The organism is Glycomyces xiaoerkulensis (assembly GCF_002798405.1).
Lineage (GTDB): Bacteria > Actinomycetota > Actinomycetes > Mycobacteriales > Micromonosporaceae > Glycomyces > Glycomyces xiaoerkulensis.
On sequence record NZ_PGGV01000016.1, the window covers coordinates 369533 to 384369 of the forward strand.

Annotated in this window: 11 protein-coding genes; 4 read left to right on the forward strand and 7 right to left on the reverse strand. The window is 67.2% G+C overall.

Features of this window, described 5'->3' with window-relative positions:
• The first annotated feature begins 2 nt into the window (after positions 1-2).
• Positions 3-1037, forward strand: coding sequence for a hypothetical protein (locus CUT39_RS07430; protein WP_100445318.1), 1035 nt, complete (start codon positions 3-5; stop codon positions 1035-1037).
• A gap of 966 nt (positions 1038-2003) precedes the next feature.
• Here CUT39_RS07430 and CUT39_RS07435 read toward each other — a convergent pair.
• Positions 2004-3458, reverse strand: coding sequence for a tyrosine-type recombinase/integrase (locus tag CUT39_RS07435; protein ID WP_100445319.1), 1455 nt, complete (start codon positions 3456-3458; stop codon positions 2004-2006).
• Positions 3459-4184: 726 nt separating this feature from the next.
• Positions 4185-5159: an SDR family NAD(P)-dependent oxidoreductase gene (locus CUT39_RS07440; RefSeq protein WP_100445320.1), complete on the reverse strand. Its 975-nt coding sequence runs from the start codon at positions 5157-5159 to the stop codon at positions 4185-4187.
• Positions 5160-5280: 121 nt separating this feature from the next.
• Here CUT39_RS07440 and CUT39_RS07445 point away from each other — a divergent pair, with 121 nt between their 5' ends.
• On the forward strand, positions 5281-6228 hold the full coding sequence (locus tag CUT39_RS07445; RefSeq protein ID WP_100445321.1) for an AraC family transcriptional regulator: 948 nt from the start codon (positions 5281-5283) through the stop codon (positions 6226-6228).
• Positions 6229-6319: 91 nt separating this feature from the next.
• Here the strand turns inward: CUT39_RS07445 and CUT39_RS07450 are convergent, their stop codons facing one another.
• Entirely contained in the window at positions 6320-7363 is a 1044-nt protein-coding gene (locus CUT39_RS07450; protein WP_100445322.1) for an NAD(P)-dependent alcohol dehydrogenase, read from the reverse strand.
• Positions 7364-7457: 94 nt separating this feature from the next.
• On the opposite strand from CUT39_RS07450, the gene CUT39_RS07455 reads away from it, so the two are divergent.
• Positions 7458-8045, forward strand: coding sequence for a TetR family transcriptional regulator (locus CUT39_RS07455; RefSeq protein ID WP_100445323.1), 588 nt, complete (start codon positions 7458-7460; stop codon positions 8043-8045).
• 141 nt (positions 8046-8186) lie between these two features.
• On the opposite strand, the gene CUT39_RS07460 is transcribed toward CUT39_RS07455, so the two are convergent.
• Positions 8187-8675: an NUDIX domain-containing protein gene (locus CUT39_RS07460; protein ID WP_100445324.1), complete on the reverse strand. Its 489-nt coding sequence runs from the start codon at positions 8673-8675 to the stop codon at positions 8187-8189.
• 152 nt (positions 8676-8827) lie between these two features.
• Between CUT39_RS07460 and CUT39_RS07465 the strand changes: the two genes are divergently transcribed.
• Positions 8828-10489: a hypothetical protein gene (locus tag CUT39_RS07465; RefSeq protein ID WP_157930533.1), complete on the forward strand. Its 1662-nt coding sequence runs from the start codon at positions 8828-8830 to the stop codon at positions 10487-10489.
• Here CUT39_RS07465 and CUT39_RS07470 read toward each other — a convergent pair.
• From CUT39_RS07470 to CUT39_RS07480, 3 genes are all read right to left on the reverse strand, one after another.
• On the reverse strand, positions 10486-11148 hold the full coding sequence (locus tag CUT39_RS07470; RefSeq protein ID WP_100445326.1) for a pentapeptide repeat-containing protein: 663 nt from the start codon (positions 11146-11148) through the stop codon (positions 10486-10488). The genes CUT39_RS07465 and CUT39_RS07470 overlap by 4 nt on opposite strands.
• 61 nt (positions 11149-11209) lie before the next feature.
• On the reverse strand, positions 11210-12625 hold the full coding sequence (locus tag CUT39_RS07475) for a collagen-binding domain-containing protein (protein WP_100445327.1): 1416 nt from the start codon (positions 12623-12625) through the stop codon (positions 11210-11212).
• A 107-nt stretch (positions 12626-12732) separates the two neighbouring features.
• Entirely contained in the window at positions 12733-14832 is a 2100-nt protein-coding gene (locus tag CUT39_RS07480) for a hypothetical protein (RefSeq protein WP_100445328.1), read from the reverse strand.
• Between the last annotated feature and the right edge of the window lie 5 nt (positions 14833-14837).

Consider the following 14837-nt stretch of genomic DNA (forward strand, 5'->3'; position numbering starts at 1 on the left):
CGATGACCGAATACGTGCTCAATGCCGAACTGGCGCTCCCAGAGGGTCATCCGGACCTCAATGCCCTTGAGAACGCGGGCGCGACCGCGCTGGTCGACCAGACGCTCGACCGGGTCGGGGGAGCCGAAACCGAAGACGGCGAGTCGATCGACCTCGTCCGGCACTGGGTCGGCGGCCATCCCCAGGGCGCGTTGCTGCTCCTGGTCATCGACGCGCCGACGCTGGACGACGCGGAAGGCGGAGCCGAAGCGATCCTCGACGGGGTCCTTGAAGAAATCGAACCGCTTGAAGACTGGCGGGTGACCAAGTGCGAGGTCAGCCTGGGCGAGGAAGAGTTCAAGCAGAAGCTCGCGAATCCCAGAACAACCCCGGGACAGATTGAGCCTCGCTCCCCATCGCCAAGCGACGACCGAGACATGGCAGCAGAGCACTCCGAGTGGGCGGAGCGACTCCGGGGAGAAGCGAAGCAACTGCGCGCCTTCAGCCTCGCGACGTTTGAAGCTGACCGTGAGACCGCTGAGACCGCAGCCGGGGCTCTGATCTGGTGCACGAGTCTCATCCTCGAAGACCTGTTCCAGGCCCACGAAGAACTGAGCCAGTCCGGCGGAACAGCCGCTGATACCGATGACACCGTCCTGTGGCAGCTCCCGGAGCGCTTCCGAGAGCACTACGGCGTGCTGTTCGTCAGGCACATGATCACCGCCGCAGTCACAGTCTCGAACCGGCTGGTTGAAGACGTGTGGCAGATGCCCTGTTGCGTCGGCGAGGCGTTGGCACTCCACATGATCATCGACACGGCAGCTGCCATCTTGCAGGACAACGCCGGTATCGAGGTTGAGGAAATCTATGAGGAGTTCCGAGAACGAGCGTTCCTCAATCAGGACTTCTACTGGCTCTACGCTGACGACCCGGGCGGCGCAGAAGACGAGGCATCCCTGCGGAGCTGGCTCAGCACTCACGGACTCGACTTCGAGAAATGGTTCGAGCCACTGCCAGAGAGTACGGCATGCGTCCACCCCTTCTTGCTGGATCACTGACGGACACATCATGGATCAAAAAATGCAGGGCCATGGATGTAGTCGCAGGGTGCGTAAACCGGGGCAAATAGCCAGAACGGAAGCATTGTACGGGTCCGATAGACTACCAGCACCGAAGGACGTTCCCGGGGAGGTGAGATGGAGTTGGGCAGCGACATGCTCCAGGTCGGTGTCGAGCTGCGTTTCAGGACGGTTCCCGCCTCGGAGATCATTCAATCCATCGGTCGGCTGAACCGGTTCGATTCTCGCGAACCGTCTCTGGTCGTCGAGGTACCTACCGGATCTGGCAAGACTGAAGCCCTCCTGCAAATACTCGATGAGTACAGTCGGACCTTCGGTCGGAGCAGCCGATCCGGAATCGATAAGCGGGAACGCCTCCGGAACGCCGCAGACGAGCTGCGCAAGGCAAGAAGCGCTCATGCTAGACGCGCGGCTGCGCGAGCGTTCTTGGCGGCCCTGGCTGACTCGATCCGCGAGCTCTTGCAATTCCTCGGGCGGCTCTTGATCCTGCTCCTTTCCCAGCTAGAGGGGCGGCTGAGTCGAGCTGACGAGGGACTTTCCTGGAGGATCAGTCCTCGCAATGCCTTCCCACGGATCACACCTAGGGGGCCGAACACCGCCTTCCCCCTGTTCCTGAATCGGGGTGGACACCAACGCAGTGCGCTGGGGAGCGCCGTACTTGCTGCCTGAGTGACCCCCCGACCGTTCGAGGTCGGAAGGCTGTGAGTCGTGTTTACCCTGCCGGACTCCATTCCGTGGGTTGCGGTCCTAATCATTGCGGTTCTGCTGATTATCCGAGGGCTCTGTATCGCTTTGGTAAGGGCGGTCTGGCCCCAAGACTCAGAACACCGCAAGGAGTTGTTGGAGCAGAGACAGCAAGCCCGCGAACGCAGGCGAAGGAGTCGTCGACGGTGAGGAGCCGATGGGCAGATTCCATCGCATCCACCCGCTTGACCACACGTGTCCTCAGGTAACGAGCTTCGCCAGCTTTGTCTGGATCTCGGTCAACTGCGCGAGAAGCTGCTGCGCGTTCTCCTCGCCATCAGAAACCAAGCTCGTCGCTTGGGCCGCTTCACCAGAGATTTGCTTAGGGATGTTTCGGAAGCGGACAGCATCGAAGGCATCGAGGGCGGTCTCGTCGGCGTTGTCGAGGGTGTGGAGGTAGCGCTCCGTCGTGGTGATGCTGGCGTGGCCCAGGCGGGTCTTGACCACCATGAGGTCCGCGCCGCCGTTGAGGAGCCATGAAGCGTGCGCGTGGCGGAGCATGTGCATCCGGATGTCCACGCCTAGGTCGGCCTCTTCGAGCGCGGGCTTGATGACCTTCTCACGGAACCAGCGGCGCGGTATGTGGCCGTCGGTCTCCCAGGTCCGAGGGCTGCGGGGGTCGTCCTTGCCTTCGGCTCTGCGGCTGGCGCGGTAGTCGGCCATCGCCCGGCGGCAGTGCTGGCAGCGGCACTTTCCGGCGGTGTAGGCCGAGGTCGTGCCGTGACGGTACTTGCGACCCTTCGAGTTCGGCTCCGTGAATCCGAGATCGGTCTGTGCGAGTTCTGATTGCTGCTGCGCACGGGAGTCCTCCCCGTCGAAGGAGAAGATCAAGTCCTCGCTGCCGATCCCATTCTCGGAGATGTAGCCGTCGAGCTTGTCGCAGAGGCGCTGGCCGATCTTGAACGCGCGCCACTCGCCGTTTTTCGGGTAGTCCTTGACGTGGAAGCGCCCGCCGGTTGGGTGGAACTTCTTGTTGACCTGGACTACCGCTCGGGCCACGGTGAGCCTCCGGGTGGACCGGTTGATGTCCTTGGGGCGCAGTTCGGTCAGCTCGCCCCAGCGCATGCCAGTCTCGATCGCGACTTCGACCAGGAGCTTGGACATCTCGTCGGGGAGCGCGTCGTGGAACTGCTGGTACTGCTCGGGGGTGATGATCGGCAACGGCTTCGCCGCGACCTTCTCCATCTTCACCGATGCGCAGGGGTTCACGGCGATGACCTCGTCGCCGACCGCACAGTTCATGATGGTCGACAGGAGGATCTTGCAGTACTTCCGGCTGTGCGCGCTCATGCCGGCGTCCTTGAGGCCCTTGATCCAGGCGCGGACGTCGTCGGCGTAGATGTCGAGCATCCGCTTGTGCTCGAAGAACCCCATCAGATGGGCGTAGAGGGCGTAGGTGTAGTTCTCCCGCGTGGTGACCTCGACGGCGAGGTTGGGGAGCCAGGACTTCTCGACGTAGGTCCTGAAGGTCTGGCGGCCTCGGACGAGGTGGCTCCCGCGGGATTCGGCCACCTTCGTCTCGGCGGCCTTCCACTCCTGATCGGCGCGCTTCTTGGTGGGGAAGGTCCCGGCGGAGCGGTGGACTCCTGCGGGATCCTTGTACATCGCGGTATAGCGGTAGCCGTCCCGGCGCTTGCGCTTGATCGAGTAACCCATGGGGTGGTTCTCCTCGTACTGGTTAGCGAATGGTTAGCAGGCGGGTTGGTACTAACCAGTACGCGGCAGCACGTTTCAGCACTAGAAAATGGCACATGACCTGGACCTTAATCCAGATTTGAGCCTGCATCTAGTTCCCTGTACATATGACAGGGCGCGGTCGGGACGAGGGGGTCGCAGGTTCAAATCCTGTCAACCCGACCAATGTGATGTCTCAGGACATCGGAAACGGTCCGAACCTGCGAAGGTTCGGACCGTTCGTGGTTTTCAGCGGGTGGGTCCTTTGGGTGTGCCGGTGAGCTGGTAGTCGCGGTCCGAGCTCGGCGATGGTGTCCGTGATCTCGGCAGAGTCGCGGGAGCCGCGCAGGTGATGCGGCGGGATCCAGGATCGGGAATCGCGTCGGCTGGCCTCCAGATGGTCCATGATGAACACCGGTCCCGGCAGGTGCGCGATCGGTTCGCCGTCGCGAGGGAATACGACGGTCGTCGCGGCGCTCGTTGGTGAACCAGGTGCCGTAGGCGACCTGGGCCGGCCCCGCGTCCTCATGCTCGCCGAAAACGAGCAGTGCGTCCAGGTCCTCACGTGCCATGAGTGCTCGGGCGAGGTTCCAACGCCGTTCGCGTTCGGCCGCCGAGAGAGTCGGCCCGGCGGCATCGTTCATCGTCGCGTTTCCTCAGTGGTCATCGCGGTGCATCGCTCGGAGGTGGAGTGGCGGGCGGTGCGCGTCAGACGCGCGTGCCGGTCAGCTTGAGGCTGTCGGTCCAGAGCTGCTCGGCGCGCTCGACGTCGTACGACTCCTCCGAAGAGCGGGCCCGGGTGCGACCGTCGAAGTACCGGCCCGTGGTATCGGCAAGCTCCGGGGCGGTCGCCAGCCATGCGAGGGCACGGCCCGATTCGGCGGCCGAGTGGATGTTGGGCGTCAACACCCGGCGCAGCAGCCAGGTCAGGTGTGGGAGGAGATGCTTGGCGACGAACCGCACCGGTGCGGGCAGCGAGCGGCCCAGGGCGGTTCCCGGCACCATGCCGGGGTTGAAGGCGTTGGCCGTCACGCCCTCGGGCAGCCGACGGGCCAGCGCGTAGGTGAAATAGAGGTTCGCGAGCTTGGACGTGCTGTAGCGGCGCTGCCCGGCGACGAACGCGTTGTCCGCCTTCGCCGATGCCGCGAGCTCGCCGCGGGCCAGCGCCTCGGCGCCGCTCCACGCGGGGGCGGGGCCCAGCTTGAGCGCCGGGTCGTGGGTGTCGCTGGAGGTCACGACCACACGTGCCGGAGCGTTCAGCACCGGTAGCAGCGCATCGACCAGGGCGAAGTGGCCCAGGTGGTTGACGCCGAAGGTCGACTCGAAACCGTCGTCCGTCCTGGTGAGGTTCGTACCCATCTGCACGCCCGCGTTGCACACCAAGGCGTGCACCGCGGGGACCCGGCCTGACTTCACGCGACCGGTCAGCTCTGCGACGAACGTTCGGACGGATTCGAGCGAGGCGAGGTCCATCGTCATCGCCTCGACCGTGTTGCCACCGGCTGCGGTGGAGGCGAGCGACGCCGTGGCTTCGCTGCCGCGGGCGGCGTCGCGGACGGGGAGCACCACGTGCCATGGCCCGTGCCTGTCGCCGAGGATCGCGGTGGCCGCGGCCAATTCGATGCCGCTGGTGCCACCGGTGAGGATGATCGTGCGGGCTTCGCCCGCGGCCTGAAGTGCCATGGTCGTGCCTTTCTTCGGTCGTCGCCGCGACGACGTCCGTCGCCGCTGGTTCCAGTCTGACGAGCAGCAGTGGCACTATGAATACTTGTAAGTCCCTATTTTTTGTGCGATAGTCCCAGCCATGGGCGATCAGTTGTCCGAGGTGCTCGACCTCGTCGAGATCCGGGGCTTGGTGTCCGGCGGGTTCGCCGCCCACGGACGTTGGGTGGCACGCTCGCCGTGCCACGACGCGATGAAGCTCATCGCCATGGTGGCCGGTCGGGGCCGACTGCTGACCGACGGCCTCGATGAGTCGGTCGAACTCTCCGCCGGTGATGTCGCCATCCTCATCAACCGCACCTGGCTCGAGTACGAGGGCGGTCCGCCGGGGGACGGTCCACGCCGGCGGATCAGTCCCGAGGAGAATTTCACCGGTCTCACGGAGGCCGATCGCACCACGGACGATGTCGTGCTCGGCACCGCCGTCGACGTGAACTCGGCGGGCCACGAGCTGTTGTTGCGGACTCTGCCGCCCGTGGGAGTCGTCAAAGCCTCCTCCGCCACCCCGCTGCGCGCCCTCATCGACCAGGTCTTCGACGAAGTCGCCGGCAGCCGCACCGGCTCCGCCTTCGCCATCCGGCAGTACGGCCAGCTCCTCGTCCTCGCGGTGCTGCGCGCCTACCTCGACCAGGATGCGGCCCCGCCGGGCTGGCTCCGGGTGCTGACCGATGAACGCCTGGGCCCGGCCTTGGCTCGCATGCACGCCGAGCCCGCCGAACCGTGGGGGCTGGAGGACCTGGCGCAGGCCGCCGCGATGTCCCGCTCCGCGTTCGCCCGCCGCTTCCGTGCCGTGGCGGGCGTACCTCCGGTCACCTACCTCAGCCGCTATCGCATGCTCCTGGCGCAGCGCGCCCTCATGCATGACGACACGAGCGTCGGGGCTCTCGCGGCCGACATGGGCTACGCATCCGAAGCGGCCTTCAGCACCGCTTTCAAGCGCGAGATCGGCGAATCTCCGCTGCACTACCGGCATCGTGTCCGCAACAAGCGACTCGGACGCCGGGGCCCCCGCTCTGCTCTGCCTCGTTGACGCCTCTCAGGGCGTCACCCACCGCGATCTCGAAGCCTTCGACGCCTGGTTCCAAGCCCGAAACAGGCTCATCCTCCATCGGTCGGCGGCGCTACGGGAGGTCCGACATGTCCAGCACGAAGCGGTACCGGACATCGTTGCGCCGCAGCCTGTCGAGCGCATCGTTCACCCGGCTCGAGGGAAGGAGTTCGATATCGGCGGCGACGCCGTGCTCGGCGCAGAACTCCAGCATCGCCGCGGTCGACCGGACTCCACCGCTGCCGGCCGAGCTGAGGCTCTTGCGCCCGATGAGCAGGTCGATCGTGTTCACGGTGACCTGACCGAGGTGACCGACGTTGCTGAGCGTGCCGTCCATGGCGACGAGTCCGAGATACGGCGCGAGGTCGTGCGGGGCGGCGATGGTGTCGATGACGATGTCGAATCGGTCCCTGGCGGCGGTCATCCGCCGTTCGTCGGTCGAGACGATCAGATCGTCGGCCCCAAGCCTGCGGGCGTCGTCGGCCTTGTCTGACGATCGGCTGACGACCGTGGTCTCGGCGCCGAGGGCGACCGCGAGCTTCACCGCGAGGTGGCCGAGGCCGCCGAGTCCGGCTACCGCGACACGGGAACCGGATCCGGCGCCGAGCGAATGCAGCGGTTCCCAGACGGTGATTCCGGCGCACATCAGGGGAGCGGCGGCCGCCGGGTCGAGCCCGTCCGGCAGCGGGTGGGCGAAACAGTCTCGGACGATGGACTCGCGGGCGAAGCCTCCCAGCGTGGTGGAGCCGTCGCGGCGGTCGGTGCCGCCGTAGGTCAGCGTCGGGATCTCGCGGCAGAAGTTCTCCTGCTCTCGCAGGCACATGTCGCACTCGCCGCAGGAGTCGACGATGTTGCCGACCGCGACTGCATCGCCGACCGCGAAGCGAGTGACGTCGCCTCCGATCTCGGTCACGGTTCCGGTGAACTCGTGGCCGGGGACGAGAAGCCCGCCCGGTTCGCGGGCGTGCGCCTCGACGGCATGGAGATCGGTATGGCACACGCCGCAGTAGTCGATCCGCACGGCGATGTCGTCTGCGCGCAGGTCACGGTGCTTGAGCGTGTCGCGGGCGAGCTCGGCGGCGTTCGGCTCGGCCCGCCACCCGGTAGTGGTCCTCATACGAGCTCCTGATAAACAGACTGTTCGGTCTATTTGAGTTTAGTCAAGGCTCGCCGATTCAGCAAACAGACCGGTCTGTTGTTATCGTCTCGGCATGACCGACAAGCCTTTGACACCGCGAGGTGCCGCGACCAGGCAGCGCATCCTGGAGGTCGCGACACGGGAGTTCGCCCGGCATGGGATCGCCGGGGCGCGAATCGAGCGGATCGTGGCGGCCGCGCGCACGAACAAGGCCCAGCTATACGGCTATTTCGGCAGCAAGCAAGGCCTGTTCGACGCCATCTTCCACGGATCCCTGGAGCGCATAGTCAACGTCGTGCCGATCGACGCGACCGACCTCGCGGACTGGGCCGTGCGCCTCTACGACGAGTATCTCCGCCGTCCCGACCTCATCAGGCTCGCCACTTGGGCACGCCTGGAGCGCCGCCCGACCGGCCACCTCGTCGACGAGGCCGATCGCCTCGACGAGGCCAAACTGCGCGCCATCACCGCCGCGCAGGCCGAAGGGCTCGTGCGCCCGGGCGACCCGTTCGACCTGATGGCGATGGTCATCGCGATGTCCATGGCGTGGTCGCCGGTCAGCAACGTCTACGCCGCATCCGAGGGCGAACCCGAGGAGCTCCACGACCGCCGCCGGGACCTGCTGCGAGAGAGCGTCCGACGCGTCGTCGCTCCCGGCTGACAGGTCGAGGCGCATCCGCTGCTCGGCGGTCCTGTCCTCGGGACCCGCCGAGACGGCGGACGCGGTATCACGACAAGCGGCGGCTTCCCGGATCGCCGGTCGTCCTCGAGTCATTCATTGGGTGTCAGCGTCCCGGGACCGCTATGCGGCGCCCACGTGGGTGGGCTGGTAGATCGTCCTGCCGATGCGCCGAGCCTCCAATGCCAGCGGCACTCGCGGCCGGTTGAAGTCGGCCAGCAGCCCGATCGCGTCGTCGGGCGAGAGGAACTCGAAACGGGACAGCTCCTCCTCCTGCAACTTGATCGTCGCCGGGTCCTCGATCACACCGCCGTCGAACAGATAGAACGTCAGCGGCATGTCCAGCCGGTCGCCCCTGGCGACCCAATCGACCACCAGCAGGTCGCCCACGGGCAGATCCAGGCCGATCTCCTCCTTGATCTCGCGTGCGCAGCCCTCGTGCGGCGACTCGCCCCGGTCGACCAGCCCGCCCACGAACAGCCAGCCGTCGCGGTAATTCGGCTCGACGATGAGGGGCCGCCCCTCGGGGTCGGTGATGAACGCGCACGCCACGGCGATATGCATGGCGAGACCGTCGATGAACGTCGCAGGTGGTTTCCGATCGTCCGGCATGGGGCTCACGCTATCGCAGTTCGATGGCTCCCAAGGGAAGGCGCGGCGGCGCGCCGGTGGCGCCGGGGTGGCCTCCTGCCGTTCGAGAAGGCTTCATCCGGTGTTGGCGAGTTCACACTAGACTGACGGCGAACCTCGACCGAGGAGGCCCCGTGAATTTTCCGCCCGCCCCTGGCGAGCAGCCCGCCGCACCGTACGGTCAGCCGCAGCAACCACCACCGCTGCCGTACCCCGCCCCGCCGAGTTCGAGCAGCGGCGTCCGCCTCGCGGCCGGCCTGCCCCTGCTCATCGTGCCGGTGGTGGCCCTTGTGATCGCCTACCTCCTGCCCACGATCCGGACGATCTCCCACAGCATGCGGTCCGGCGCGCCGTTCTTCGGCGACTCCGAGTCGGTCGGCCTCGACAACTACGAACTGGTCCTCGGCGACCTGCCATTCCTCGACGGGTTCCTGGTCCTGCTGCGACCGGTGCTCGCGACCGTCATCGCGGGCGCTGTCATCGCCCCACTCGTCGCTTGGTGCCTCCACCACGCTGGCGCCGCCACGCGGCTGGCGTCCCGGATCGTCTGGGGCATCGCGGCGGTCCTGTTCGCCCCCGCCGCCATGACCCTCGCCTGGTACGTCAGCGTCATCCAAGACCACACGGGCGAGGGCGCTCCATGGGAGGACGCCTCGTTGCTCGACTGGGCGAGCCTCATGACCGGCGTCGTCCTCGCCACCGGCATCCTGGTGGCCCTCGCCGCCTTCCGCGGCGGCACCGACACCGGCAAGCAGGCCGCCACGGTGCTCACCGCCGCCGGCCTCACCGCGATCACCCTGGTGGCGGCCGGTCTCCAGACCTTCACCTTCCCCTACTTCACCGCCCTTCCCGTCGATTCCGAACCGCCGCCGCTGGTCCAGATCTTCGATTCAGGCTTCAGACTCCTCGAATACGGGATCGGGACCGCCATGTCCACAGTGCTGCTCGCGGTCCTGGCGGTGCTGGGCATCGGGGCCGCCCTGCTGTTCATCCTCACCCGAACCCGCGTCGACGTCTCGCCCGGGCCGGGCGAGCCCCGCCGTTTCCATCTCGGCGCCGGCCCGGCCGGGATCCTACTCCTGGTGCTCTTCGCGGCCGGTGTCGTGATCAGCCTGTGGCCGTGGCTCACGCGGCTGACCAACGAGTCGACCGTCGAGGGGGTCGACGGCACCGAGGTCGCGCTCGACACCTGGCTCCCGGCGCTCATGACAACCGGGATCGCACTGACCACCTCGGTCGTCGGCGGCTTCGCCATCGGCGCGTTTCGGCCGCTCGGCGGCGGCTCCCGATGGCTGCTGCTGCTGTTCGCACCCTGGCTGTTCGTCGGTTCCGGGCCGCTCGTACTCGCCGCGTACCAGTCGCTCGCTGATGCCGACGACATCGGATCCTACGGCTCGCTGCTACCGCGGGCGTGGATCGCGATTCCGGCGTTGTTCGTGTTCACGGCCCTGTTCTGGGGCTTGGAGGACCGACGCCAGGCGATGGTCGCCGCGGGCGCGCGGCCGGGAAAGGCCGCCGGTGCGTTCGCCACCGGAGCCTTGCCGATGGTCGCGCTCGTCGGCATGTTCATCTGGCTCGTGAACGCCCAGGACACGGTATGGCAGGTGGGAGTCGCCGGAGTCGAACAGAACTCCGCGTCGATGACGATGCTGTACGAGTTCCAGTCGGCCTTCGCGACAACGGACATCGGCGTGGGCATCGGCTATCCGATCGTCCTGCTGGCCCTGTTCGCGGCCGCGATGGTCGTGGCCGCCGTCTTCTACCTGCCTCGGGTCGGCATCCGCATCGGACGCTAAGCGAGCGTGAATCCGGCCGCGACCGCCAGCTCGCCGGAGATGTCGACGGCCTGTTCGGCGGTGATGAGCGCCCCGCTCAGGCTCAGCAGGCCGTTCACTCCGGCCAGGTCGGAACGGCGCAGGTCGCAACCGCGTGCGTCGGACACCCGGGAGAAGTCGGCGTCGCGGAAGGTGCAGTCGATGAAGATGGCCCGGGACAGATCACCCAGGAAGCTCGCGCTGGCGAAGCGGCACCGCTCGAAGACGATCGGGCCCTTCGCCGTACCGATCGAGATTCCGGCGAAGTCGGTCCGGCAGTCGGCGATGTAGAGGTCGGTGACCAGCGAGAACTGCGCCTGCCAGCCCACGAGTCGGCAGTCGGTGATCTCCAGACGCCGAGCGGTCACCCGCTCCCATCGTCCGTTGGAGATCTCGGATCGGCCGATGACGGTGTCGACGATCGCGAACGGGGACAGGACCGCACCGGAGAGATCGGCGTCGTTGACGACACTCTCTTCGAGGATGCCGTCGCCGACGCCTCCGGACCAGTCGATGCCGTCGAGCAGACGCTCACCGTATTCGAAGTCGTGGTCGAGATCGTCGTCGAGCCTTGCCAGCGACTCGGTCTCGATCGCGGGCCGACGCATCGAGCGGTCATCGTCGATCGTTCTGAACTGCATAGGGCTCCAGTGCTGGTGGTGCGAACCGTCGCAGACTACTGGAGCCCTATGACGAAGCCGGTCATTCGGTCGAGCGGTTCCGCCTCCGGCTCGCGACCAGTGCGGCAGTGCCGCCGGCGACCAGGACTAGCGCCGCGATCCCGAGCCCGGTGAGCGATGCGCCGGTGGTCGACAGTCCTGCGGGAGTCCGCTGGCCGTCGGTTCCAATGTCGCTCGGAACGACTGAATCGGCCGTGGTCGGAGCGCCCGAAGTCGGGGCCTCGGTCGTGGGTTCGTCGGTGGTGGGGTGGTCGGTCGTGGGTTGGTCAGTGGTCGGCTCGTCGGTCGTCGGCTCATCTGTGGTCGGGGACGGGTCGACCTCCGTATCGCAGGTCAGCTCTGCTTCGAACGGATAGTGGTGGATCTCGCCGGAGTTGTCGCTGACCGTTCCGATCTGGGCGTTCGCCGCGACGATCTGCCCCTCGACGTTGGTGATGCTCAGGTCGGTGAAGTCGGCGTTCGGCGCGTAGATGCTGCCTTCCACGGTGTCGCCGCCGGCGATCGTCAGATCAGTGGCGTCGTTGAAATTCCAGAGAATGTACGGCGCCTGCTGACCGCTGATGCCGGCCTGCGGGGCGACGTCCCAGTCGAACACGCCGCCGGCCGCCGACGTGTCCACGTTGATCAGCAACGGAGTGTCGGCGGACGGTTGGTCGATGAACGTCAGGTCGGCCATGTTGTTCAGGTCCTCCCCGGTGACGTTCAGGACGTTCGTCTGGCCCGCGGTCAGTTCGATGAAGATCTGCTGACCGGGCTGAACCTCCCCCTTGGCCACCGGCTGGCCCCAGTCGCGGGAGTCGGTCATCGTCACGGTGTTCTGGCAGGCCGCCAGGGTCGCCGAGTTGGACCGCATGGTGGAGAACGCCGTGCCGAAGTCGATCGGCGACGACTCCACCGAGTCCTCCGGCTGCGTGACCGTGAGCTCGATCCGGGGAGAGCCCTCGTAACCTTCCCCTTCGGGGACGACGCGGGTATCGACGCTCGCGTTGTTCTCGTCGGTGTTGATCACCTCGCTTCCGGTGAGGTCACCGATCTTGACGTAGCCGCCGTTCAAGACCCGGACGATCCCGTCCTCGGTGCTCCGGCCGTAGTCGATCCCTCCGCCGACGACCAGCGCGCTGGGTTCGGCGTCGTCGCCGTAGACGAAGTCGGCGGCGCCATGGACGTCCACTTCGTACAGCCCCTGGACCACCAGGTCGCCGCCGGTGGCGACCGGACCCTCGATCTCGTGCTCGGCCAGCGCCGTGTCGCCCTCGACGAACAGGTTGAACCCCAGTGCCGGATCGAGCGGGGACACGGTGACGACCTCGGCCGACGCACGGTTGAAGACCCCGGCGATCCCTATTGCCAAGGCGGCGGCCCCCGCGATCACGAGGATCCAGCGGCGGACGGTCGGCGACGTACGGCGCGGGCTCGGCGCAGCGGTCGAATCAGGCACGGTTCCCCCATATCGGTGTCAATGCAATCGGGGGAAGCGACGATCACCCTATCGGACGGGAACGCTTCTGAAGGGTAGAAAGCGACGCGTCGACCGTTTGTGTCCGGCTAGGTCTGCGCGCGGTAGCAGGTGCTCCATATCGAGGAGTGCACACTGAACTCGAAGCCGCCGTCGGCCTGCATCCGGGCGTTGGCGTCGGAGACGCTGATCTCGCACCGGCCGTCGATGGTCTCCTCGGTCTCGTCGACCCATTCGATACCGGTGCCGGTGACCGTGACCCAGCCCGGTGACACGGTCTGGAGCCGCAGGTCGTGGTTGAACCGGACCCGTGGATGGCGGTAGACCTCCCAGGTGAGCTCCCCGACCTCGTCGAAGTTGGTGGTGCCGTCGTCGACCTCGCTGTAGTCGCCGGCGGCCGAGAAGGGGCACTGCTCCGGTGCGGGCCGGGTGCTCTCCGCACAGTCGTCGATCCAGGCGGCCAGGTCCTCGTTCAGCCGGTCCTCCACTTCGGAATCGCCGGTGAGGAGGTCGGTCAGCATCCGGCCCGAATCCAGCCGGTCGAGGTCGGGCAGGGCCAGGAACGGCACCGACAGGCTGTCGCCGAACAGTGTGTACGAGCCGGGGAAGAGCGCGACGTCCACCCGGGCGTACTCCTCGGACGATTCGATCGGGCCGACGCGGCCGTTCAGCTCGATGCCGGCCAGCAGGCGGTGCGGGACCGACAGGTACGCGTACGGATTGGAGATGCGTCGGCCCTGCTCGGTCTCCCCCACATGGAACACCGTCTCGGCGGTGCGGTCGCCCGAGGCGATCACCGCGTGGACGGCGCGTTCGGAACCCGAGCGGCGCTCGACCGATTCGATCCGCCAGTCCGAGGACAGGGCCTCGGCGGTCAGCCACGACGGGTCGTCGTCGGCCTCCGGTTCGGGTTCGGCGATGTACTGCCGCGCCCGGTCGAGGTCGCCGTCTCGCACCGCCTCCAGGTAGTCGGCGACCATCCCGACCGCTTCGTCGCCGTTGCCGGGTGGGGCCAGGACCGGGAGCGCGACGGCCGCCAGAGCAGCGGCCAGGACCGCTTCGACCAGGAGGGACCAGCGGCGTGGCCGCGCCCAGAGGAGCACTCGGCGCATCGGGCCGCCCGCCTTCTCGCTCATACGGTCCCCCGGCAGGTGTCGGCTTCGGGCTCGCCCAGCGGTGCGAGCTCGATCTCGTCCTGTCCGTGCAGCAGCACCGCCAGTTCGCCGCCGCCGAAGTGGCAGGCGGCGGTGAATTCGATCCAGTCGTCGCGGCCGAGCCTGCCGGTGCCCGACAGTTCGAGCCGCCCCGGCGGTGAATTCGACCCGCAGCATGTCCGCTCCCTGCGCCAGCGCGGCGGGCACGACCGTCGCCTCGGGGTATTCGAGGACGTCCCAGGAGACCTCCTCGACCTCGTCAAGCCGCTGCAGGTCGTCGGTGTCGACCTGCCCGTCGGTCGAGAAGGGGCAGCCTGGCGGGGCGGCGACCTCGTATTCGAGGCAGGCGTCGATGCGTTCGTTGACGCGCGTCTGCAACGCTTCGAGCTGCTGCGGCGTCGGTTCGGGCGTCGGGGTCCGGACCTCGACGGGGCTCGCGTAGGCCTCGGTCTCCAGGAACGCGGCCGGCTCACCGCCGTTGAACCGATAGATGCCGGGCAGCAGTTCGTAGTGGCGGGTCTGGGCTTCGCGCCAGTCGCTCCAGGACCGGACGCGGCCCCGGTCGACGACCCGGTCGTTGACCTGGACCGCCATTTGCGGGCTCGGCGGGAAGAGGACCCGCTGGAACGGGTTCTCGATGGTCGGTTCGTCGTGGCGCTCGACGACTTCGACCGTGCCGGTGGCGACGCCGTCGGGGTGGCCGAGGGTGACCGACACCGTCGTCTGGTGTGTGTACTCGCCGGGCAGGGAGCTGACTTCCAGGACCTCCCACTCGTCGCCGATCGCGTCCGGGTGCAGGAACGCGGCCGACTCGCCGGTGGGCACGGTCGCGTCGGTGTAGCCGAAGGCCCGGTCGAGGTCCTTGTCGCGGATGGCTTCGAAGAAGGCGCTCACCAGTTCGGCGGGGGTGTCCGGTTCCCGCAGGGAGTTCCAGACGCCGAGCGGGATCAGCGTCAGCAGGGAGAGCAGCACGATCCACCACACGCGGAGCCCTTCGCGGCGGGACCGTTCGACCTGCGATGCTGCCGTTGCCATGCACT

Excerpts from the sequence above, each read along its gene's own strand:
- CUT39_RS07430 (WP_100445318.1), top strand. The coding sequence starts at position 3 with ATGACCGAATACGTGCTCAATGCCGAACTGGCGCTCCCAGAGGGTCAT.
- CUT39_RS07435 (WP_100445319.1), bottom strand. The coding sequence starts at position 3,458 with ATGGGTTACTCGATCAAGCGCAAGCGCCGGGACGGCTACCGCTATACC.
- CUT39_RS07440 (WP_100445320.1), bottom strand. The coding sequence starts at position 5,159 with ATGGCACTTCAGGCCGCGGGCGAAGCCCGCACGATCATCCTCACCGGT.
- CUT39_RS07445 (WP_100445321.1), top strand. The coding sequence starts at position 5,281 with ATGGGCGATCAGTTGTCCGAGGTGCTCGACCTCGTCGAGATCCGGGGC.
- CUT39_RS07450 (WP_100445322.1), bottom strand. The coding sequence starts at position 7,363 with ATGAGGACCACTACCGGGTGGCGGGCCGAGCCGAACGCCGCCGAGCTC.
- CUT39_RS07455 (WP_100445323.1), top strand. The coding sequence starts at position 7,458 with ATGACCGACAAGCCTTTGACACCGCGAGGTGCCGCGACCAGGCAGCGC.
- CUT39_RS07460 (WP_100445324.1), bottom strand. The coding sequence starts at position 8,675 with ATGCCGGACGATCGGAAACCACCTGCGACGTTCATCGACGGTCTCGCC.
- CUT39_RS07470 (WP_100445326.1), bottom strand. The coding sequence starts at position 11,148 with ATGCAGTTCAGAACGATCGACGATGACCGCTCGATGCGTCGGCCCGCG.
- CUT39_RS07480 (WP_100445328.1), bottom strand. The coding sequence starts at position 14,832 with ATGGCAACGGCAGCATCGCAGGTCGAACGGTCCCGCCGCGAAGGGCTC.